We start from the raw sequence: 22,038 nt of genomic DNA, 5'->3' as shown, positions 1-22,038 counted from the left end.
GAGCAACGAGTTTGGTTAGTTGTTGTCTCAAAATTGCCTCATCCTGTTGGCTCCTTAAAAGCTATTCTGCAAGTTCCCTTATTTTGTCTGCCATAGTACCCTTTTGTCCGATTCCAGATTATTGATATAGTGATGTAATTAGCTACTGATTGACCCATTTTCACCAGCCTACTCGCTCCTTAGGCTCTTTACCGGGTTCATCAGGGCTGCCTTCACGCTCTGGAAGCTGACCGTCAGCAGGGCGATACCTACCGCCAAAGTACCCGCCAGCACAAACACCCACCATTCAATATCAATCCGGTAAGCGAAGTCCTGCAGCCACTGGTGCATGGCATACCAGGCGACGGGTGTAGCAAGGGCGAGAGCGATTAAGACCAGAATAACAAAATCTCTGGAGAGTAAAGAAATAATACTGGTCACTGATGCTCCCAAAACTTTACGCACACCGATTTCTTTGGTACGACGTTCAGCGGAGAACGTGGCTAGTCCGAACAGACCTAGACAGGAAATGAGAATAGCGATATTGGCAAAGACATTAAATAACTGCCCGGCTTTACGTTCAGCCTGGTAAAGCCGATCAAAACTTTCATCAAGAAAGGTATAACGGAAAGGAGTTTCGGGATATCGCTCATGCCAGATACGCTCTGCTTCGGCCAGCAACCGCGCAGCGGCTCCGGGACTGATCCTGGCGAAGACCTGCATCTGCCAGCCAGGATTATAGAATAGTACCATCGGCTCTATTTTCTGGTGATAGCTCCGAAAATGAAAATCCTTCACTACGCCAATGACTTGTCCGCGCCGACCCTGAAACTCAAACCACTGACCTACTACGGGCGCTTTTAATCCGAGTGTTTTGACCGCAGTCTCATTCAGAATAACATTAGCCGTGTCCAATTTCATATCTTCCTGAAACCATCGCCCCTGGGCCAGATTCAGGCCTAAAACAGAGCGTGTTTCGGGTTCAACTGAAAACTGGGCTACAGTAGGTTCATACTCTTCCGGGCGACCTTCCCATTTCAGGCTTCCGCTGTGCTTACTCTGAAGGTCGACAATAGACTGATTTGCCGAAGTGACACCAACAACACCATGTAATTCACGTAAACGGTGCTTTATAAAATCACGGTTATTGGGTGTGGAGGCTCCTGCTGAATAGGGCATTTGGAAAGTAAACACGTGTTCCCGCTGATAGCCCGGATCCTGAGTCTGCGCAAAACGAAGCTGCTGGAAAATAACGATTGTGCTGACAATGAGAATGATGGAAATAGTAAACTGCACGATAACCAACCCCTGCCTGAAATGGGTATTTTTTGAACTTAGTACATTACCTCCTTTCAGAACTTTTACTGGTTCAAGCGAAGAAAGAAGCAGCGAAGGATACACGCCTGATAACAGTATAGTCAGTCCGATACTACCCAGAAGCAATAGCCACAGAGTACCATTTTGAAAGTCAAGTGTAAACTGATGCCCGGTAAAGTTATTAAAGAGCGGCAGACAAAGTCTGATTATTGCAAGCGCCAGCCCCAATGCCAGCAGTGTAAGCAACGTTGATTCAGTCATGAACTGGGCAAATAAGCGCTTCCGTCCGGCCCCGATTATCTTTTTTACGCCCACCTCCTTTGCCCGCTGACTGGTTAATGCAGTAGCCAGGTTCACGTAGTTGATGCTGGCGATGATAAGAATCAGCAGTCCCACCAGCCCCAGCGTCGTAACCGTTCGGCGGTTCCCTTTGGGTAGGCTGTCGCTTTGAAATGTAGTATTGAAATGGATATCCCGAAGAGGTATCAGACTGGCCGTTATGCTGGAGTCTTTTTTATACGTGTGATAAAGCTGAGTCAGTTGCTGACCAATCTTCTCCGGCTGGGTACCCGCTTTCAGCTGGAGAAAGAGCTGGTAGTTAAAGTTATTCCAGTTTTCATCATGGCTACGCTCTCTGTTTTGAACATTAGATAGAAGTACATCGTACCGAAAGCTGGAATTCGGAGGATTGTCGCGCACAACAGCCCGAACAACCATGTCCAGTGAATCCAGACGGACCATTTTGCCCATGGCTGCCGCAGGCTCTCCAAACCAGTTTTGGGCTTTACTTTCGGTCAGAACGATACTATTAGGTTCATCAAGAGCCCGCTTGGGATCACCTAGTAGAAAATGATAATCAAAAGAAGCAAACCAGGTCGAGTCTACAAAAGCGGCATTCTCTTCGCTTCGCAGGTCATTATTTATTCGAAAAGCAAGTGCCTGCCATGGCTTTTTAAACTGGGTTACGCGCTCGATACCAGGTACCTCCCGCAGGGCTGCTTCACCCAGCATGAGCGGTGAGTTTGACCATACCCAGGGTTCATCAGATACCTTCAGGGTGTTGGTCACCCGAAATGTCTGGTCGGCCTGGTGGTGATAATCGTCAAAGCTTAGTTCGTTCTGCACCCAGAGCAGAATCAGTACCGATGCTGCCAGACCTACGCTAAGCCCTGTCAGATTGAGCAGACTATACAGCTTATTGAGCCAGAGATTGCGAAAAGCGATTTTGAGATAGTTCCGGATCATATCAGGGCTTAGGAGATAAGGTTGATAGAAGTCTTCTTTACGTTTACGCTGCCGCACGAAGGGCGGCAGTACCGACAGTACATTGAGCAGGTACCTGAGAGTAGCCTGCCGCTTACCCGACTGTTGGTACCAGTAGGTGTAGAGCTCCTGCAGATCTCCCTCTACTTCCTCCAACGTATCGGCCGGGTGCAGCCAGGTCAGCAGCCGCTGCGCCCAGCGCGGTGGGGTAGGGGATTTCATTCGCTCCGCAGGCTCTTCACCGGGTTCATTAACGCAGCCTTCACGCTCTGGAAACTGACGGTCAGCAGGGCAATCCCCGTCGCGAGCAGGCCCGCCAGCACACCCACCCACCACTCCACATCCACCTTGTAGGCAAAGTCCTGTAGCCACCGGTTGGTCATGTACCAGGCAATGGGGGAGGCCGTTACGATTGCCGCCACCACCAGCTTGATCAGATCCAAGGACAGCAGGGCTACCAGACTGGCGACCGACGCGCCCAGTACCTTTCGAACCCCAATTTCCCGGGTCCGCTGCTGGGTGGTAAAGGTAGCCAGACCGAACAGGCCCATGCACGAGATCAGGATCGCAATGGCCGTTGCGGTATTGACCAGCTGAGCTGTTTTCTGCTCTTTCTCGTAGAGTTTGGCAATGGAGTCGTCCAGGAAGGTATACGCAAACTCCTCGTCGGGGAACACCTGTTGCCAGGCTTTCTCGATGGCAGCCAGCGTTACCTTCGCCTCACTTAGCCGCTGTCCGCTGGTAGCGAGTTTTACGGCCATATCCCTTGACAAGCCGGGTATGTAGGCAATGAAGGTCGACTTGATGGGGCTACGTAATGACTCTTCGTGAAAATCGGCGACCACACCCGCTACCGGGTAATCATTCCCGTTGAAGTGGAGCAGCTTGCCTACCGCTTCGGCGGGCTGTTTGAAGCCCAGTACCCGGGCGTAAGTCTGGTTGATGAGCAGCTCGCGTAGCGTGTCGGTGGGCATGATGTTGCGTCCGGCCACCAGCTTCAGCTCATATAGCGGGACAAAATGCTCATCTCCGACCTTGGCCGACGCCTCCGTTTCTATTTCGGTAGTACCCCGGTACTTGATTCTGGTGAGCATGTAGCCTTCGCTCATGGGCGGCGACCATTGTCTCGCTACCCGCTCTACGCCGGTGAGTTGCCTGATCTTCTGAGCCAGTACTTTGCTTTTCTCGAGGTCGGGCGTATTGATCAGGACTATGGCATCCGTCGAAAAGCCCAGGTCCTTATCACGTATGTAGGTAAGCTGGCGTCCTATCACGAGCATCCCTATGATGAATACCAGCGAAACGGTAAACTGGAACACGATCAGCCCCTTGCGGAGAGAGTCGTGCCGGTGCCCAACGGGTACGCGCTGCCCTTTCAGCGTCTGGGCAGGCTGGTAGGCTGCCAGCACCCAGGAGGGGTACAAGCCTGCCAGTACGGTGGTCATAACGAGGAGCGCCAGCAGAAACAGCATAATCCGGGGGTTAAATACATCCAGCGCGACCCCCTTGGGAATAAATTGTTCAAAGGCAGACAAAACGGGCTGGGTAAGCAGCAGGGCCAGCAGTACCGCTACTATAGTAAGGAGCAGGGTTTCGCTCATAAACTGCGCTATGATACTCTGGCGATTGCTGCCCAGTACCTTACGAATTCCTATTTCCTGGGTACGTTGTACGGATTGGGCGGTAGACAGGTTTATAAAGTTGATAGCGGCAATGAGCAGGATAAACACTGCCACGCCCATCAGGGCATATAGTGTAGGCAGGTGTGCTTTGCGTGTATAGTTGTCCTGGTACTGCTCATTAAAGTGTACATCTGACAGGGGTTGCAGCGCCGGCACCAGCCAGAAGTCGCCCGTACCCCGGTTGGGGCCGAAGTGCTTGTTGGCAAAGACCGCGAAGCGGGCTTCAACCTGCGCCGGGGTGGTACCGGTAGCCAGCTTCACAAAGGTCTGGGAGGCCGACCAGATGTCGTTCCACTCGTCCAGATTGATCTCCCGCTTCAGAGCACTGGCCCGAATCGTAGCGGCCGAAATAAAATCGGTGAAGGCAAAATCCGTGTTGTGATTCCAGGTTTTGACAATGCCACTGACGATGGTCCGGATGGAATCCCGGTAAATCACCTCCCGGCCCAGCATACTCTCCAGGGGCATATCACCAAAGTACGTACGAGCTTTCTGCTCCGAAAGTACTACCTTATAAGGCTCACTCAGCGAGGTCTGGGGACTACCGGCCAGCCACTCGTACCGGAAGATGTCGAAGTACCCTGGATCCGCAATAATGATTTGTGCTCTGTCTGCGCCTAGTTCACCCGCCTTGAAGTGCCTGGGCTCCTGGTGTTCGGCCGGAATAATGACATCCGAATGCATATTATGAAAAGCAGCGACCGTCTCTATGCCGGGCACCTCCGCCCGGATGGCCTGAGGTGCCGCCCGTGGTATGAATCCAACAGGCTTTGTTTCGGTCGTTTTCCCCATTCTTATGTTTCCTACTACGCGGTAGATCCGCTCCCCATCGGGATGGAAAGTATCGAAGCTAAGCTCAAAGCTCGTGATCAGGTAGATCACCAGGCAGGCGGTTACGCCCAGGGTAAGGCCTGAGAGGTTAATCAGGCTGCTGACTTTATGCCTGGACAGGTTCCGCCAGGCAATTTTGAGGTAGTTTTTTATCATATCAGGGCTAAGGCTAGAGGGTACATAGGGGGATTTTTCTCGCTTTCGTCGCCGTACCAGAGGGGGCAGTACCGACAGTACATTGAGCAGGTACCTGAGGGTAGCCTGCCGCTTACCCGACCGTTGGTACCAGTAGGTGTAGAGCTCCTGCAGATCTCCCTCTACTTCCTCCAACGTATCGTCCGGGTGCAGCCGCGTCAGCAGCCATTGCGCCCAGCGGGGTGGGGTAGGCATATTTGGGTTCATGAGCCGCTTACTTTTAGGGAAGTAGGAGGTACCAGTTGCCACAGTTGGCTCCGTTGCTGCTGGATGTCCTGCAGCGTACGGCTGCCGTAGGCGGTGATGGAGAACAACCGTTTGCGTCGGCCGCCCCGCTCGGTAGTAGCTCCGCCCAGCTCCGAGCATACGAAGCCTTTCTCTTCCAGACGGATGAGCGTGTTGTGTATTGCGCCAAAAGTAACGAGTCGGCCCGTTTGCCGCTCTAACTCCTGACTGACGCTCACTCCGTAGGCTTCACCGTCCAGTATGGCTACCATCAGCAACACAATTTCTTCAAACTCTCCCAGGTACGTTCTACGCATAGGACTTTGTGTATTAGTTTCTATTTTGTAGTACAAATCCTTTGCCAAACCTCTTTATAGGCCCAGACAGGCCGTAAAGGCCCTTTTGGGAGTAGTGACCTGTCCATTATCGGACATTCTTCGTCCACTTGCGAACGTGAGGACGGGACGGGTGAAGGGGACAAAAAAAGCCCGAAGCACAGGGCGTGCTTCGGGCTAAAATAGGGTACCAGTTGCTATTAAGGTATAACCACCCGCCGTACCACGCCGTCTTCGTTCTGCACGACGGTCACGAACAGGGTACCTTTGGTATTCTTCTTCAGTTCGATCTGTCCCACGTACTCTCCGCTGAAGTCTCTGATCTCTTTTTGGGCTACTTCCTTGCCGCGGGTATCCGTTACCGTAATGGTCACATCGCCTTTCTGCGGTACACTGAAGCGCAGGTTCAGCATTCCGTTGTTGGGGTTGTTGGGGTACACGTTCAGTGAGCGTACACTGGCAGGCTGACCCGTTTCGCTGGTCCAGATATCGCCCATGCGCTCACCGGCGTTCTCCAGATCCCGCATCATTACCCTCACGCGCGGACGTACCTCTTCTTCAATACGCCGCAGCTTCTCCTTCATTTCTTTAGAGTCAAACTCAATATGAAAGTCATCGTCGTTGTCCCGCCAGCTGAATACGGCCGGTTCGTCATCGTTCCGCTCGCGTACCTCCACGCGGCGACGCTCGCGGGTGGTTATGTTGCCGTCACCTTCGTCCACCATCACCGTTACGCGCCGGTTGGTATTGGTGCCCAGCGAGTCCAGTACCTTATCTACAAACTCCTTCCGCTCCTGATCCGACATGGCACCCACCCGGTAGCTTCGTTCACTCTCCTCGGTCCGGCCGTCTTTTTTCTCCGACACCTTTACCCGGATCGTTGTCTTTTTCTCCTCCTTTTTACCCTCCTTCGACTGGGCGTAGACCTCCGAGCCCAGGCTCAGTCCTCCCAGCAGCAGGGCACTCACCAACAGGGTCTGATACAATCTCTTTTTCATGGTACTCGTTTATTTTGATTTACAAGTCTTTATTTGTTCTATTAGACTTTACTATCGGCTTTGGGTTTAAAACCTTACCTTCAAAAATAACTCTTACGGCCCATCTCCAGCTTAGCGAGCTCTGTTAAAGAATGTTAAAAAGCATGAATGCTCGTTAGCAGGCACTCCAAAGGGCTTATTTTTGTTTGATGAAGTACCATAAAGTCGTTTTGTCAACAGCAGATGTTGCATAGCTTACCGAAAAAATGACCAAAAGAAAGATACAGATCATAGTGGGGTTGATGTGCCTGGCACTGGTGGGGCTGATCGGGTTTCAGTGGTACTGGATCCGTGAAGCCATCGCTATTCGTAATGAACAATTCAACCATAAAGTAGCCGAGTCGGTGCAGTCCGTGGTACACCGGATCGAGAAGCAGGAGATGATGTACCTGCTGCAGCAGCGCATCGAAGCCGAACAGCAGCAGGCCAAATTTGACCGGATCACGCAGGTAAACGAAAAGCCTAAAGCCAGGGCTACCCACAAAGCGGCTCCTGCCCGGCCCGATCCATCTGAGCGGCTCCCGGAGCAGCGACTCCCGGAGCACCGGCTGGCGTTGGTACCCCCTACCTCCAATCTTGAGATCACGGTTGGTCCGATGGGGGAGGTGCAGTACCAGTTCTATTCCGAGGTAGCTCCCTCGGATGTACTCAGCCCCAACTCCCGGGTGATGGCCGATCATCAGCAGCGGATCATCGAAGAGTTTTTTCAGGCCCAGCGCCTGGGCCTGGCCGGTCTGGATGAGTTTGTGCGGCGGCGGATGGAGGAAGAAAAACAGTTGGGGGCTTTTTTTCAGGAAGCTGAACAGGGACGTAAAGCTGCCCGCTTGCGCGACAGCGTCGCCGGACGGGCGGGAAAACCAGTTGTGAAGAAGCCCAGGGAAGATATACCCGCCCAATCCGCGGCCGTTAACAAGCCCCAGGAAAGTGCCCCTCTGGATAGAGCTGAACTGCTCCGGGAAGTGATGAAAGACCTTATGTACACCCAGCGCCCCATCAACGAGCGGGTCAACCGTTTCCTGCTGGACTCGCTCCTGAAAAAAGAACTGGTAGAGAATGGCATCACACTGCCCTATGAGTTCGCGGTACGTACCCAGGCCGGATCTCGTCCCGTACTGGCTACGGCCGAGCTGAAGGCGGGCGACTGGGAGCAGCACGCCTATAAAGTATCCCTGTTCCCGAGTGAGATGCTCAGCGGTAACAACCTCCTGTACGTATATTTTCCCGACCAGCAGCAGTATATCCTGAGCAAGATGAGCGCCATGCTGGCCGGTTCGGCGGTGCTGGTGCTGGTGATCCTGACGTGCTTCTACCTGGCCGTTACCACCATCCTGCGACAGAAGAAGCTGTCGGATATCAAGAACGACTTCATCAACAACATGACGCACGAGTTCAAGACGCCTATCTCCACCATAGCACTGGCTACCGACATGGCCCAGGAGAATGTCAGCACAGGCCCTGCGCCCGACCTGACCCTGCGCCTGAACCGCTACCTGGGTATCATCCGGGAAGAGAACAAGCGGCTGGGTACCCACGTCGAGAAAGTACTGCAGATGGCGCTGCTTGACCGCGGCGACGTCAAACTGAAGCAGACGGAGGTCAACATGCACGATCTGATCGAAAAGGTACTCAACAACCTGGGCGTTCAGATCGAGCAGCGGCAGGGCGAGGTAGAGCTGGACTTTGAGGCGGATCAGGAGCTGGTTCTGGGGGATGAGCTGCACCTGACCAACGTACTCTACAACCTCGTCGACAATGCCATTAAGTACTCCCCTGACCGGTTGCACCTGACCATCCAGACCCGCAACGAACCTATGAACTCCCGCCAGAGTGGCTCCCGCCCCGGCATCCGCATCGACATTGCCGACCGGGGTATTGGTATGACGCGCGAGCAGGTGAACCGGATCTTTGATAAGTTTTACCGCGTACCCACCGGCAACCTGCACGATGTCAAGGGCTTCGGGTTGGGCCTCAGCTACGTCAAGAAAATGGTGGAAGTACACGAAGGTACCATCCAGGTCGAAAGCCGCCCCGGCCAGGGAAGCCGGTTCAGTCTGCAATTACCAGTGTTCAGTGACCAGTGACCACGCGGCGGCCGCCAGTGATCGGTTATCAGTTTTCTGAGGAATGATCAGGTGTTGGAGGTGGAATTGAGTGATGATAGCTACTTTTATGATATGAAGGAGGGGAATTTGTTGTATGAGAAGGCGTATGCCTTTGCCATACGTGTTGTAAAAGCGTATCAGTTTTTGAATGAGGAGAAAAGGGAGTTTGTGTTATCGAAACAGTTGCTCCGGGCGGGTACTTCCATCGGGGCAAATGTTTCTGAAGCCAATGGGGCTATATCAAAAGCTGATTTTTCAAATAAAATATCTATTGCCTATAAAGAGTGTTTAGAAACCAAGTATTGGCTCTCCCTGCTGAAAGATACAGGGTTTATAGAAGAGAAAGTCTATATCAGCATGAATACTGATGCACAGAGGATCGCCTCCCGTGAATTATCTAAACTCCTTTACGCTATACTAAAAACAACAAGAATCGATAAACAGTAATTAATGATCACTAAGTAATGCAATGAGCAATGATGTGATATGTGTAGTTGAGGTAGTCGCTGTGAAGCAGTCATTTTATTATTAATTAATTGGCGGCCGCCGCGCGGTCATTGGTCACTGATAACTGGTCACTGAAAATGAAAATTTTATTAGTTGAAGACGATCCGAATCTGGGAGGGCTCCTGCAGGAGTACCTGACCCACAAAGGCTACCCTACCGACCTGGCTACCGATGGGCAGCAAGGGTGGCAGGCTTTTGTGGATAACGAATATGACCTCTGTATCTTCGACGTCATGATGCCCCGCAAGGATGGTTTTTCGCTGGCTAAGGAAGTACGCATGAGCGGGAAAGATGTACCTATCATTTTCCTCACGGCCAAGTCCATGAAGGAAGATACCATCCAGGGCTTCCGGATCGGGGGCGACGACTACGTTACCAAACCCTTCGATCAGGACGAACTCCTGCTGCGCATTGAGGCGATCCTGCGCCGGTACCGTCGGCAGCCCGGCAACGGCGCGGCCGACAGCGCCGTCGACACGCATATCTACCAGGTAGGCTCCTATACCTTCGACTACGACCACCAGCAGCTTCGCCGCGCCGGCGACACCACCCGGCTCACCAGTAAGGAATCAGAGCTGCTCAAGCTATTCTGCCAGAACCTCAACCAACCCATCAGCCGCAGCTACGCCCTCAAGATGATCTGGGGCGATGACTCCTACTTCAACGCCCGCAGCATGGATGTATACGTGACCAAGCTCCGCAAGCACCTCCGCGAAGATCCCGACGTCCAACTTATGAACCTGCACGGCGAAGGGTTTAAGCTGATGAGCAGCTAGGCAATGACCAGTGACCAATGGGAGAGGGAGGAAAGCAGGAAGGGAGAAAAGGAGGAAGGGCGGCCGCCGCTCGGAGGAAAGGATATACTCGTCTTTTTCTAACAGATACAAACAAACTCTGTGGCTCTCTGTGAAAGACTCTTTTTTACTCTGTGCCGGGCCGCCGGGCGGTTAAAAAAGTAACAGCGTGTCATTAGGTTTCCCCCTGCCATCTAATAGGTGGTAAACTATCTGCTGTTCAAGCCACTTTACAAATGGCAGAAGAGAATTCAGCATTCATAATTCATCATTCAGAATTCCTACAAACTATCTTTGCAACGGCTGAATCTGGATTCAGCCGTTTTTGTTAGTAGTATTGATTACTAAAAGCGTATTGCATACAGCATATAGCCTAAAGCTCTAAAACAATGATCTACATACCCCGTCGTCCCCGCCGCAACCGTAAGTCCGCCGCCCTTCGTGAGCTGGCGCAGGAAACTACCCTGCAGGTTTCGGATCTGATATTCCCTATGTTCGTGCAGGAAGGTTCCGGTCTGCGCACCGAGATCAAGTCCCTGCCCGGCATCTCCCGTTTTTCCAAAGACACGCTGCTCGAAGAGCTGAAAGAGGTCACCGACCTGGGTATCAAGGCCATTTGTCTGTTTCCGATGTACCCCGAAGACAAAAAGGACAAGTACGCCACCGAGAGCCACCGTGAAGGTACCCTGTACCTCGATACCCTCAAGGCCATTAAGGACCAATTCCCCGACCTGGCCCTGATGACCGACATCGCCATGGACCCCTACAGCAGCGACGGGCACGACGGCGTGGTCGAGAACGGGGAGATCGTCAATGACCTGACCCTTGAGGTACTGGGCAAGATGGCCGTGGCCCAGGCCAAAGCCGGTGCCGATATCCTCGGCCCCAGCGATATGATGGATGGCCGCGTGGGCTACATCCGCGACCTGCTCGACACCGAAGGCTACTCCCATGTGAGCATCATGTCCTATACCGCCAAGTACGCCAGCTCGTTCTACGGTCCCTTCCGGGATGCCCTCGCGTCGGCTCCCCGCTTTGGCGATAAGAAGACCTACCAGATGAACCCCGCCAACCGCCGCGAGGCCCTGATCGAAGCCCAGCTCGACGTCGAAGAAGGAGCTGACTTCCTGATGGTCAAGCCCGCCCTGTCGTACCTGGATATTATCCGTCTGCTCCACGACCATTTTGATCTGCCCATTGCTGCGTATAACGTATCGGGTGAGTACGCCATGATCAAAGCCGCCGGTCAGAACGGCTGGATCGATGGGCAACGGGCTATGCTGGAGGTTCTGCTCAGCATCCGCCGCGCCGGAGCCAAGGTCATCCTTACCTACTTCGCCAAAGAAGTAGCGGAGGTGCTCAATGATCAGTGACCAATTACCATTGACCAGTGACCAATGATCAGCTTACAGTGACTAATTACCAGTGACCATTGACCGCGCGGAGGAATGAAAAACTCAGCGTTACTCTGTGCTTTTACTCCTTTTACCTCTGTGGTTAACATAATAGGTACCCAAGTAAAGTAGAGCCCACACCTTCAGTTAAGCGTGTGGGCTTTTTTTATTCCCTGACAATGACCATTCCCTGATAGAGCACCTCCCTCCCGATCACTTATAACCCGTCACTGCTTTCCTCCCATCTCCTTTCCTCCTTTTCTCCTCATTGGTCATTGATCACTGATAACTGGCATCCGCCGGAGGGGCGCCTCCCGCTGCGGTCACTGGTCATTGATCACTGGTCACTGCTCACTAGACATTGACTAGCGGTCATTGATTTCGTGAACGGTCGTGTTTTCGGGTTTTTCTTTTAGTTCTTTGTCACCAGCACAAAAACGTGCTTTACTCAACGTTATCCTCGTTCTCATGAAAAGAAAAATTTTACTCTACACGGCCGGTGTAGTGGCTTTCCTGTATAGCTGCTCCCCCCAGGAACTCTCCTCTGTCGATCCTTTCGGCTATTCACTACAAGATCTGGAAAAAGTAGACCTGCCCCAGGTGACCCTCGAGCGTCCGGCTCCCATCACGGTTTCTCCCGGTGCGGTCACCGTGTCGGCTCTGGGGGCTACGGCCGGTACCGAGCTGTCCGGTGCGGGTAAGCTGTCGGCTTCTACCGAGCAGTTTGCTAATGCTGTTATCAATACGGCACCCAAGGCCGAAGCCAGTGCCGTCATCCGCGAAACAAACTCCGCTACCCTGACGCAGATCATGAGCCAGAAGGCGTATACCGGTGCCCAGAAGGGGTTTATCAACTCCTTCAAAAGCCTTCCGGCCCAGGCCGCCGGCTTTATGCCCCAGCTCACGTTGCCCGTCGTGCAGGGTAAGCCCGCCGCTGCCCGTACGGGAGCCGTGGAAGAGACCAGCGCTCCCGTCCTGATCGAGGAGGTAATGAAAGGCGAGGACGGCTGTAAGAGCTCTGCCCTGGAGGCTCTGCAGAAAGTACTCCAGAAGCTACAGGACAAAAAGGGTGACCAGCTGGACAAAGCCGAAGCCGAGTACCAGAAGGCCCTGAAAGAAGCCCGTTCGGGGGGGCAGTGCGAAGCCGATAAAAACCGCAAGTCGGCCGTGCAGGAACTGGACAAGAAGTACAAGAAGCTGTACAGCGATCTGGAAAAGAACAAGAAGAATACCACCAGCGCCGCCGCGCTCAACGCCCTGTTCTACGCCGAGCTGGACGCCATCAATACCATCTATCAGCAGGAGCTGACGGCCTGTACCCAGGCTCAGTCCCTTCGTGAGGCTGCCGCGCTGGCTGCGCTGAACGCCAACAAGCAAAGCATTGAAGCAGGTTATAAAAAGGAGGCCGACAAAGCCACCGGCATCGCCAACGCCATCATTGCCGCCTGCCACAACCAGGGAGGAGGGAAGTAGTTTTCAGTGGTTTCAATGACCAGTGTTCAGTGACCAGTGACCAATGTTTCTGGTACTTGAGCTTCTGTCAGACTGATAAAGTACTATTCAGGTTTTTTAGTCAGGAACACTGCATTGAATAGATTAATGAGCCGCCGTAGCCTTTGCTATGGCGGCTTTCTTCGTTTTGGTTATACCACTCCGTCCCACTCCACCCCTGGTTTCCCAATCTGTGGGCCGGATCTTTTCATAGGCTGTCCGTGGGCTGTGTCTCCACAGTCCTGTATGGAGCGGGCGAGGGCCTTGTGAAGGACAGGGCAAGAAATAGGTGGTGTAGGAGCTACCTGGCATACCCAAACACGAAAGCCGCCGCAGCAAGAGCTACGGCGGCTTTCGTGTTTTTGGAGTATCAATTCCCGGTTGCCTTCACCCCACCCACCCATCTCTACCAACTACTAAGTAATTTTTACATTGGCCACTGGACATTGGTAACTGGCGGAACGCCGCCCGGTCACTGGTCATTGAAATTCACTGATTTATTTCCGCTTCCAGCTTTTGGTGCAGGGCTTTCAGGCGGGTGGCCAGGAGCTGGCAGTCTTTTTCGTTCATCTGCTCGATGGTACCGGCAACCTGGCTGAGCGATACCCGGTCTCCTGCCACAGTAGGAACGGCGGCCGGTTTTACCGAGCTAACGATCGCTTCCCAGTCTTTGGCCAGTTCATCTGAGAATAGCCGGCTTTCGATAATGTTAAAGTAAGCGGCCTGCGATTTGAGGCGTTCTTTCAGAGGGGTTCCCTCAAGGTTACCTACCAGCTTGGACAGCTCGACGTAGGCAAAAATGTTTGACTTTTTCATGTGCGGTATAGTAATGGAACAGGAGGTATATATTCTCACGAAATATAACTCTTCCCCCATTCATCCGCTATGACGCTCATTAAGTTCTTGTAAAGTTACTACTGTGTACGGGATTTGTCTAGTATACAGTTGGTTATGGCTCAACTTATCGTAAACGGGCAGGGGCTATAGCGGTTACATGGTTTTTGGAAGGAGGAAAGGGGGAAAGGAGGAGGGGAGGAAAGGGGAAAGGCGGCCGGAGGAGAGGAGGAAGGGGGGAGAGGGGATGTTGACTAGGTTTAGCTACTATATATATCCTGCTGCTTCCTTTACGTTGGGCAGGGGTCTATAGGAGCCGCCGCCCGACCTTCCGGACAACGGCTCTCTGTTTATTTAAGCATCTGGTACTGGCGGTTCAGGTAGTTGCGATGGTACTGTCGGAGGCGCTGGTCCAGCTGGTAGCCGGTGCGGTAGCGTTCCCCGATGTTGTAGCCCCGCGTGTAGGTATACTCCCACCGGAACTCCTCTCCCGTACGCAGGCGGGCGTGGTTGCCCTGCCACAGTTTGCCGGGTGGAATGGGTACCGCCAGGTTAAAGCCCAGCGTCGCGCCGTTGCGGCTCTTGGTGGTGTACAGCCCTACCTCCACGTTCGTAAACTGCCTGATGATATCTACGCGTGCGCCCACGTCATCGGCCAGGTACTGACCGCCCGACAGCTTCAGCGTCAGGTCGGGGTGGGGGAGGCGGTAGGCCACATCCGCCAGCAGCAGCAGGTTATCCAGGTGCCCGTAGATGGCCCCCCGCTTTGTAAAGTAGTACTCGCCCGTCAGGCCCGTCTCCAGGCCGAACGACCACGCCCCGCTCAGCGGCATGTGGCGGTACTGCAGGTTCAGGCCGTACTGGTCATCGTGGAAGAAGCCTGCCGAGGCACTGAGGTAGTGATCGCCTTCCAGCGCCAGAAACTGGTTCAGGAATACAGGAGCCGGACGTACGATATTAGGCCGGTTGTCGAGCTCGTTGGTGATCGGGAACAGCACGCCCCAGTTCAGCACCAGGCCGCGCGTCAGGTACAGCTGGCTCTGCAGCAGTACGGCCGTATTGCTTTCGATGGGCTGGTTGTGGTTGCCGAAGTAGGCCGCAAACTGCGGCTGCAGCCAGAAGTCCCACTTGTACTGCCGCCACGGGCGGTACGGATGGTGGAAGTAGTACCCTTTCCGCTCTTCCCGGCTCAGGGACCGGTATGCCAGCGCGGCCGTATCGAAGCGGTACGCTCCCACCGGTACGCCCTGGATCAGGGGGACGTACTCCCTGATTGGGCTGGATTGGCCGAGGGAGTGCCCCACGGAGTGGCGCATCTGGGCGAGCCCCACAAAGGGGTTGCGGTACAGGCGCTGTTCGTAGTAGACCGTACCCCCCTCCCGGCCGGTGGTATCAATGGAGATATTCTCAAAGTTCTGCCGGAGGGAGGGGCGGGCCGCCGGAGTAGATTGGGCCTGCGCCGGACGGACCGGTGCCACAAGGCCCAGCAGGAGCAGGAGAGGAAAGAGTTTATTCTGTTTCATGGAGTTTCCGGAGGGGACGGGGGAGGGCGTTGAGTTGTACGGTGTACGAGGTACCAAAGGTAACCTGGTCAAAGTTGAGCAGGCCCGCCTGGATGGTCCAGCGCTTCCACAGCGTAGCGTAGCCACCTACGTTCACGCGCTGCGAGTCCCATTCGGCCATCAGGCCCACCCGCTTCCGGTAGTTTACGCTTATACCGCCGAAGGGTCCAGTCAGGTAGCCGTTGTTATAGATATCCTCACTCTTCTTACGCAGCTTGAATTTCGAGAATACGTCAACATTGTTGTTAATGTTTTCATCCCGGAATATATAGTAGGGGCTACCCATACCTGCCGAAATCTCAGCCTGCAGATCATCCGTAAGCTTAAGATGCTTGGTAGCTACGAGTGCATACGTGACCATAGAAGCGTCCACTGTAAAGGGAGAGGACATGATTACCGCTACTGAGGGCCTTATTTCTTTCTCTTTTAACAATAGATAACGTATATCTAATTGCCGGTCACCAATTCCCCTTTCGGTCAGAGGTATATTTGATCCATTCAGGTGTAGCAAATTTACGTTGATATCCAGTCGTGGTAGTAGGGTAAGAGTGGCATACAATACCCGCTCTGAATATAAGGTGCCATTTTGCTGACGATACCTGATAGAGCGGAGTCCGTATCTTTCGGGGTTATAGGCGTACCCAACGGTAAAGGTACCATCCGCTGTTTCGCGGGCTGTGGGTATATACATCAGTCCTGGCTTACCCGAGAGATTCATTTGGGCGTAGCCATTCAAGGCCATCAGCCAAAACACAAAAAAGGGTAGTATTACACTACCCCTTTTTGCTATGAGTTTATTTAGCATCATGCTCATCCTCACAATTTCCTAACCAGTCACTTTATGAATCAATAACTAGTACTCTTCATTGGTCATTGGTCATTGGTCACTGGTCATTGATCACTGTAAATTACTTTCCTCCTCCCTGGTTGTGGCAAGGGGCAGCCAGTTCTTTGATTTTGTCATTAGCCGTAGTCAGTCCCTTGTTCAGAGCAGCCGTTACCTTGTTGGTGTTCTCGGTCTTCGCGGCATTGGCGTTGGCAATGGCAGCATTCTTTTTAGCGGTACAGGCAGCAGTCTCGGCTTTTTCCAGCGCGTTGATGGTATCCAGGGCTGAGCCATACGATACGATCACCAGCGCTTTCAGGATAGCATAATTCGTACCCAGGGCAGCCTGGTTGTTGTCCAGTGTAGCCATGGTCGCATCAAACTGCGTTTTAGCCGCGGTGCGGTAGGCCGCAAAGGTAGCAGGTATACCCGCTTTACAGCTGGTTTCGGCCGCGTTAGCATCCGTTATCTGCTTCTGGGCTTCGGCATCTACTTTGTCCTGCTGCGTCTTGGCATCCGCCTTCAGCTTGTTGATCACGTTAGCCAGGGCATCCTGCGCTTTCTTAAGACAGGCATCGTCCGCTTTGATCGCCTCTACCTGATCGAGCAGCTCGGGCAGCCCGGTACGGCCGGTTACGGCGCTTCCGTTTACCTGAGGCAGCGTAAAGGTAGGCAGGAAGCCAGCCAGTGCTGGGTTGGCCTTGATCTTATCCAGCGCCGTTTTAAGATCTGCGGGCAGGGTTCCACCATTGGCCACGTCCTGAAGCTGAGCCGGCGTGATGTTGTTCAGCGCCGTGATTTCGCCGTTGCTCAGGGTAGAACTTACCTGACCAGCGGCATCCTGCACCGCCTGGGATGGAGCACCCCCGGTGTAGCTGCTGATGGTGGTATTAGTTGGAGCCGTAAAGGTACTTGATTGAGCCGTAACGGCAGCCGGAGCGGTCAGGGTTACTTGCTCTACAACAATGCCCGATACTTCGTTTTCAAAATCAGGGGTAGGGGTAGGAGTTTCGTGGTCCTTACAGTTGTAAAGGGCCAGCGTAGCGAAGAGACCGTACGCGAACAGGGATGCATAGCGTTTTTTCATTGGAAAAGGTAGTTCTGTTTTTGTTGTGTATAAGGTTTATTAAAGTAAACTTTCATTCGGGTGGCGGAGCGGGCGTTCAACCAGATTGATCTCCTTCTCCTCCGTTCCAACTCCCCTTACCAGTAAGAAAAACATGCTACTTTATCCGGACTAACACGCAATATTAGAACGTTTTGCTCGTTTATCACGCTTCCTTTGTAGCTTTTTTCTCCCATTAAGGGTATTTAGAATCTATAAGCAGCCGTTGTTCAGTTTATGAGTTCAACGTTTATGAGTTTCTTTGTTTATGAAACTGTCACTACTCTTTATTCACGGCGACGGTCAAAGGAGCTCATTCAAGCTTTTATTGTTCAATGGTCACTGGTCACTGAACATTGGCGGAACGTCGGAGGAGCCACCGTGTCGGACCGCCGAAGCGGCAGCGGCGCCTCCCGCCCGGTCACTGCACAATTGGTCACTGACACTACCTTCCTCTGCCAAGAGCCATGACTAGTACTGTCTGAAACACCAGACTGATGTCCTGCCGAAGGCTGTACTTGCCCAGGTACTCCAGGTCGTACTTGAGACGATTTACATTCTCCGCTACATTGGTGGCGTAGCCTACCTTGATCTGCCCGATGGAGGTTATGCCCGGCTTCACGGTCAGTATCTTCTTGAACTCGTGCGGCGCCGCCTGCATCAGCATATCGACGTCATACTTGTACAGCGGCCGCGGCCCCACGATCGACATCTCCCCCCGGATCACGTTTAGGAACTGCGGCAACTCATCCAGCCGACTGCGGCGCAGGAAGCGACCAATGGGCGTAATGCGCGGGTCATGGTCACCCTGTGAGTGTTTGAGGCCCATCTTATCAGCATCCACGTACATGCTGCGGAACTTGTAGATCTTAAAGATCCGGCCCCACTGGCCCGAGCGCTCCTGCAGGAAGAACACCGGCCCCTTCGACGTCAGCTTTACCGCCCCCATCACCAGCAGGAATACAGGCGCACCCGCCAGCATCACCGTTAGCGAAAACGCCAGGTCAAAGGCCCGCTTCACCGTCTGGTCCTGTACGCTCGAAAAGGGCTTGGTCGACACGTCTATCACCGGGTATACGTCGTGGTACTCAATGGTAGCCAGGTTGGAGACAAAGCCCCGAAAATCGGGTACCAGTCGGACCTGCGTACGCTGCCGCTCGGCTACCCTAATAATGCTACGTACCTGCTCGTCATTGAGCCGCGACAGGCAGCAGTAGATAAAGTCCAGCCCTCTTTCTTCCATGTATTCTTCCAGGGCTGCTTCGTCGGTGGCCTGACCCCGGAATTCAAACAGGCCACTATAGCGGTAGCCCAGTTGGGGCCGCTGCTCGTAGAAGCCCCTGATGTAGTCGATCACTTCGTCGTGGCCGATCACCGCGTAGCATTTGGAGTTATAGCCGGCCTGGCGGTACAGTTGCATTGAGAGCAGCAAGGCTATTCGAGCCCCCGTCGCCGCAACGATAAACAGTCCGTAGGTAAGCCCCATCTGCACCCGGGAGTAAGCCTCTCCTTCCTTGATCAGGTACAGGAGAGTTATCGTGCAGGAGGCATGCAGCAGGGCCGCCTTCAGCAACCCACCGATCTGGTCGTTGAAGTTGTACGACAGGCGCGTAAAGTGGTAGGTCTTCAGTGAGTAGATGATCAGCACCCACAACAGGTTGCTCATCAGCAGCAGGTTGAGGTAGTGCTCATTCTGCTCCAGCAGCCCCTCTTCAATCCGCAGCAGATAGGCGATCAGGAAGGACGCGTTCAGCAGCAGGATGTCCGTCCACAGGTGAGCCTTGGGAAGTAAACTAGTAGAACGATTTTTCATAACAGACACTGAGGATATATCATTTCTTGCACTACAGGAGGGTGTGTATTATATTGATAATCTACCAATTACCAATAATTATGATTAGCTACTTTTAGCAGTTCCCTTGCTGCCTTTTTAGGTACTAGATTGGCAGGCAAAAATCGAGCCAATTTTTAATTTCTTTGCCTAATAAAGTTATTTTAACATTTATTGAATTGATAAACTTTATTAGTTATGCATAGTAATCCAAAAATGATTTATTAAAGGGGCAAGTTGCAAATAATAATCCATTTTCCTTTGTTAATAAATTTCTATTTATCGAACGGTTCTTACTTAGTCGATTAATGCTAAAAAGTATTAGCTATGTAATAAAAATTAGTCTCATTTAAAAAGTTTTTCAGAGGACAATAGGTTAGGTGGTTGAATGTTCAAATTATTGCCAATCTAAATTGGCCGTAGCTGTTTCTTTTACTTCTTCCGAAAGAGAAAGATGTAAAATCTCTTTTTCGAAAGCTTTCATAATATGCTCTTTTTCTAAAAATTCCTGCGCGTATAAACGGGCGTTCCTCCGGTATGTCTTAAGGTCTGACTCTAACGCATAAGCCAGCCCCTCTTTTAACGCCTCTACCGATTCCGGCTCTATCAATATTCCCAGATTATATTTCTGAATTGTTTCATACAGAGTAGTCTCAGGAAGGGCTGTCACCAGTGCACAGCCACCAGCGGCTAGTATACTGGTTAGCTTGGAAGGCATCACCAGGTCCGCTGCTTTTTTCTTTTGAAGTACCAGGTGCAGATCCGCCGTCGCCAGCAAGGCAGATAATTTCTCGTAAGGCTGCAAAGGCAGGAAGCGAACATTGGTAAGGCCATATTGCTCTACCATCTCCTCTAGCCGCGCTTTCCCGCCTCCTGAACCTACGATAAGGAAGCATACCTGTGGGTCAGGGAAATGGCGTGCCGCTTCGATCAGGAGGTCCAGCCCTTGCTTCTCACCCAGGTTTCCGGAGTAGAGAACCACTTTATGATCATCAGCGATACTTAGCTCCCGCCTTAAAGACTCTTCTTTTGAGAGTGGACGAATAGCCTGTACATCAACCCAATTGGGGAATAGGAGTATCCTAAATGAGGCTATGCCTTTCTTCTCAATTTTCTTCTGCATACCTGTACTAATGGTAGAAACAGCTTTGGCATGATGTAGTATAAAGTGTTCGGCTCTGAACATCAGGTCAAGGAAACGCTTATTCTTGATCATGCCCAGGTTTTTGGCCGCATCCACCTGCAGGTCCTGTGTATGGCAGATGTAGGGAACACCTCTTAGCTTTGAATATAAAAAGGGAAGAAATCCCAGATGAAAAGGAGGACATACACCAATGACTACATCAAGCCGTCTGCCAAAAAAAAACGGCAACCAAAATATCAGAGAGCTAAGCACGAAGGAAAATTCATGGAGGATGCGTTTGGCCGCTGAAGTAGGATTGGTAACATATAAAGGACAACGATGCACCTTCACCCCTTCCATTTCTTCAGTATACCACCATTTACCTTTATACGGCTGGTGTACCTGCCATTCCGGATAGTAAGGCTTGGCTGTAATAACTGACACCTCATGGACTTGCTGGGCCAACCAAGCTCCCATTTCACCTGTATATTTTCCAATGCCCGTCAGTTCAGGTGCATAGTTAATGCCATAAATTAGTATTCTCATGTATTCTTTGATAATTTATAATGCAGCCCAGCAACACAAAATTTGGGAGTTAAAGCGGCCTCAGCTTACTTTTTTTAAATTAGAAATTTTTTTTGATGCAATAGCACATAATGACATTCCTACTATTGACCCGGCAACACCCCAAGCGACATCAGCTATATCGAAATGCCTTTTTGGTATAAAAATTTGACCCAATTCAGCAATAAGTACTATCAATGTTAGTGAAAATAAAGCTAAAATTCGGGATTGTCTTGTATCTGTTGAATTTCTTTTGATATACATTTCACCAATAATTCCTATGAACAAGAAGGGAACTGCTGTTCGAAGGTTGGCATTAGAATTTGTCCATTTTCCTAGCCATGCTGGGAAAAAAGGCAGGTTTCCTATGTTAGGATCTGGTAGCCAGCTGAAGTAAAAGATGAATAGAACACCTAGTACTATCAAAGTACTATATATAGCCTTTTTCATAAGTTAAGCTGTAAATATCTTCTTCGGTGGCAGCAAGCCGGTCTTTTATTGGTTTTGCTGGTGATCCTATACAAATTTTGTTTCCTGGTAAAGATTTAAATACAGAAGATCGGGCTCCAACTACCGTGCCTCTCTTAATAACAACACCAGGCCCTACATATACATCGGTAGCAATCCAGCAGTCATCTTCGATAACAATAGGTTTTGAATAAATAGGAAAGTTAATAGCTTCATAATCATGTGACCCAGTGCATAAGTAGCTTTTTTGAGACACAACTACATTAGTGCCTATAATAATTTCGCCTAAGTTGTATAATACAACGCCATCTCCAATCCAACAATTATCACCAATCTTCAACTTCCATGGAAACTGGGTATGGACTGAGGGCCTAATTATAACATTCTTCCCGATAGATGCACCAAAAGAACGAAGAAGGAACCGCCTCCATCCATACATGAATTGTGGAGATGTTTTGAAAAATAAAGATTCAATAATCCACCACAGTTGTACATACCAACCAGGCCTTCCTCGAAAGTTTGGTGGCAAGTTGAATAATGAGAGATTTTGGTACATTATTTTGTTTTAAATAT

General features: G+C 51.7%; 18 protein-coding genes. 6 read left to right on the top strand and 12 right to left on the bottom strand.

Annotated elements, in window-relative coordinates:
• Positions 1-168: 168 nt before the first annotated feature.
• The 4 genes from JUB14_RS16780 to JUB14_RS16765 form a co-directional block, all read right to left on the bottom strand.
• Positions 169-2,781 (bottom strand): ABC transporter permease, encoded by a 2,613-nt coding sequence (locus JUB14_RS16780; protein ID WP_207507496.1) that lies wholly within the window; start codon positions 2,779-2,781, stop codon positions 169-171.
• Positions 2,778-5,474, bottom strand: a complete 2,697-nt coding sequence (locus JUB14_RS16775) for an ABC transporter permease (protein WP_229367944.1) — start codon at positions 5,472-5,474, stop codon at positions 2,778-2,780. Before JUB14_RS16775 ends, JUB14_RS16780 begins: the two co-directional genes overlap by 4 nt.
• On the bottom strand, positions 5,471-5,809 hold the full coding sequence (locus JUB14_RS16770; protein ID WP_207507493.1) for a PadR family transcriptional regulator: 339 nt from the start codon (positions 5,807-5,809) through the stop codon (positions 5,471-5,473). Before JUB14_RS16770 ends, JUB14_RS16775 begins: the two co-directional genes overlap by 4 nt.
• 218 nt (positions 5,810-6,027) lie before the next feature.
• Positions 6,028-6,825: a T9SS type A sorting domain-containing protein gene (locus tag JUB14_RS16765; RefSeq protein WP_207507491.1), complete on the bottom strand. Its 798-nt coding sequence runs from the start codon at positions 6,823-6,825 to the stop codon at positions 6,028-6,030.
• 245 nt (positions 6,826-7,070) lie between these two features.
• On the opposite strand from JUB14_RS16765, the gene JUB14_RS16760 reads away from it, so the two are divergent.
• From JUB14_RS16760 to JUB14_RS16740, 5 genes are all read left to right on the top strand, one after another.
• Positions 7,071-8,945: a sensor histidine kinase gene (locus JUB14_RS16760; RefSeq protein WP_207507489.1), complete on the top strand. Its 1,875-nt coding sequence runs from the start codon at positions 7,071-7,073 to the stop codon at positions 8,943-8,945.
• A gap of 93 nt (positions 8,946-9,038) precedes the next feature.
• Positions 9,039-9,413, top strand: coding sequence for a four helix bundle protein (locus JUB14_RS16755; RefSeq protein WP_207507487.1), 375 nt, complete (start codon positions 9,039-9,041; stop codon positions 9,411-9,413).
• A gap of 137 nt (positions 9,414-9,550) precedes the next feature.
• Complete coding sequence (locus JUB14_RS16750) at positions 9,551-10,249, top strand: response regulator transcription factor (RefSeq protein WP_207507485.1); 699 nt, start codon at positions 9,551-9,553, stop codon at positions 10,247-10,249.
• Positions 10,250-10,656: 407 nt separating this feature from the next.
• Entirely contained in the window at positions 10,657-11,640 is a 984-nt protein-coding gene (hemB, locus tag JUB14_RS16745) for a porphobilinogen synthase (RefSeq protein ID WP_207507482.1), read from the top strand.
• 489 nt (positions 11,641-12,129) lie between these two features.
• Positions 12,130-13,134, top strand: coding sequence for a BAR domain-containing protein (locus tag JUB14_RS16740; RefSeq protein ID WP_207507480.1), 1,005 nt, complete (start codon positions 12,130-12,132; stop codon positions 13,132-13,134).
• 507 nt (positions 13,135-13,641) lie between these two features.
• Here the strand turns inward: JUB14_RS16740 and JUB14_RS16735 are convergent.
• From JUB14_RS16735 to JUB14_RS16720, 4 genes are all read right to left on the bottom strand, one after another.
• Positions 13,642-13,968, bottom strand: coding sequence for a hypothetical protein (locus tag JUB14_RS16735; protein WP_207507478.1), 327 nt, complete (start codon positions 13,966-13,968; stop codon positions 13,642-13,644).
• A gap of 368 nt (positions 13,969-14,336) precedes the next feature.
• On the bottom strand, positions 14,337-15,509 hold the full coding sequence (locus JUB14_RS16730; protein WP_207507476.1) for a YjbH domain-containing protein: 1,173 nt from the start codon (positions 15,507-15,509) through the stop codon (positions 14,337-14,339).
• Complete coding sequence (locus JUB14_RS16725) at positions 15,496-16,356, bottom strand: YjbH domain-containing protein (protein WP_207507474.1); 861 nt, start codon at positions 16,354-16,356, stop codon at positions 15,496-15,498. The genes JUB14_RS16730 and JUB14_RS16725 overlap by 14 nt, the downstream gene beginning before the upstream one ends.
• A 100-nt stretch (positions 16,357-16,456) precedes the next feature.
• Positions 16,457-17,461 (bottom strand): hypothetical protein, encoded by a 1,005-nt coding sequence (locus tag JUB14_RS16720; protein WP_207507469.1) that lies wholly within the window; start codon positions 17,459-17,461, stop codon positions 16,457-16,459.
• A 286-nt stretch (positions 17,462-17,747) separates the two neighbouring features.
• On the opposite strand from JUB14_RS16720, the gene JUB14_RS16715 reads away from it, so the two are divergent.
• A complete protein-coding gene (locus tag JUB14_RS16715; protein ID WP_207507468.1) occupies positions 17,748-17,954 on the top strand; it encodes a hypothetical protein in 207 nt (68 codons plus the stop codon).
• Here the strand turns inward: JUB14_RS16715 and JUB14_RS16710 are convergent.
• The 4 genes from JUB14_RS16710 to JUB14_RS16695 all read right to left on the bottom strand — a co-directional run bounded on the left by JUB14_RS16710 (position 17,925) and on the right by JUB14_RS16695 (position 22,021).
• Positions 17,925-19,292: a sugar transferase gene (locus JUB14_RS16710; RefSeq protein ID WP_207507467.1), complete on the bottom strand. Its 1,368-nt coding sequence runs from the start codon at positions 19,290-19,292 to the stop codon at positions 17,925-17,927. The two genes, JUB14_RS16715 and JUB14_RS16710, sit on opposite strands and share 30 nt — an antisense overlap.
• A 415-nt stretch (positions 19,293-19,707) precedes the next feature.
• On the bottom strand, positions 19,708-20,979 hold the full coding sequence (locus tag JUB14_RS16705; protein WP_207507466.1) for a WcaI family glycosyltransferase: 1,272 nt from the start codon (positions 20,977-20,979) through the stop codon (positions 19,708-19,710).
• A gap of 60 nt (positions 20,980-21,039) precedes the next feature.
• The gene (locus JUB14_RS16700; protein WP_207507465.1) at positions 21,040-21,447 is read right to left on the bottom strand and encodes a VanZ family protein; all 408 of its coding nucleotides are present in this window, start codon (positions 21,445-21,447) and stop codon (positions 21,040-21,042) included.
• Entirely contained in the window at positions 21,428-22,021 is a 594-nt protein-coding gene (locus JUB14_RS16695; protein WP_207507464.1) for a putative colanic acid biosynthesis acetyltransferase, read from the bottom strand. The genes JUB14_RS16700 and JUB14_RS16695 overlap by 20 nt, the downstream gene beginning before the upstream one ends.
• Positions 22,022-22,038 lie beyond the last annotated feature (17 nt).

This window comes from Telluribacter humicola (assembly GCF_017355935.1).
In the GTDB taxonomy this organism is placed as follows: domain Bacteria; phylum Bacteroidota; class Bacteroidia; order Cytophagales; family Spirosomataceae; genus Telluribacter; species Telluribacter humicola.
Note: the sequence above shows the minus strand (reverse complement) of the source record. Positions and strands in the feature narration are given on the sequence as shown.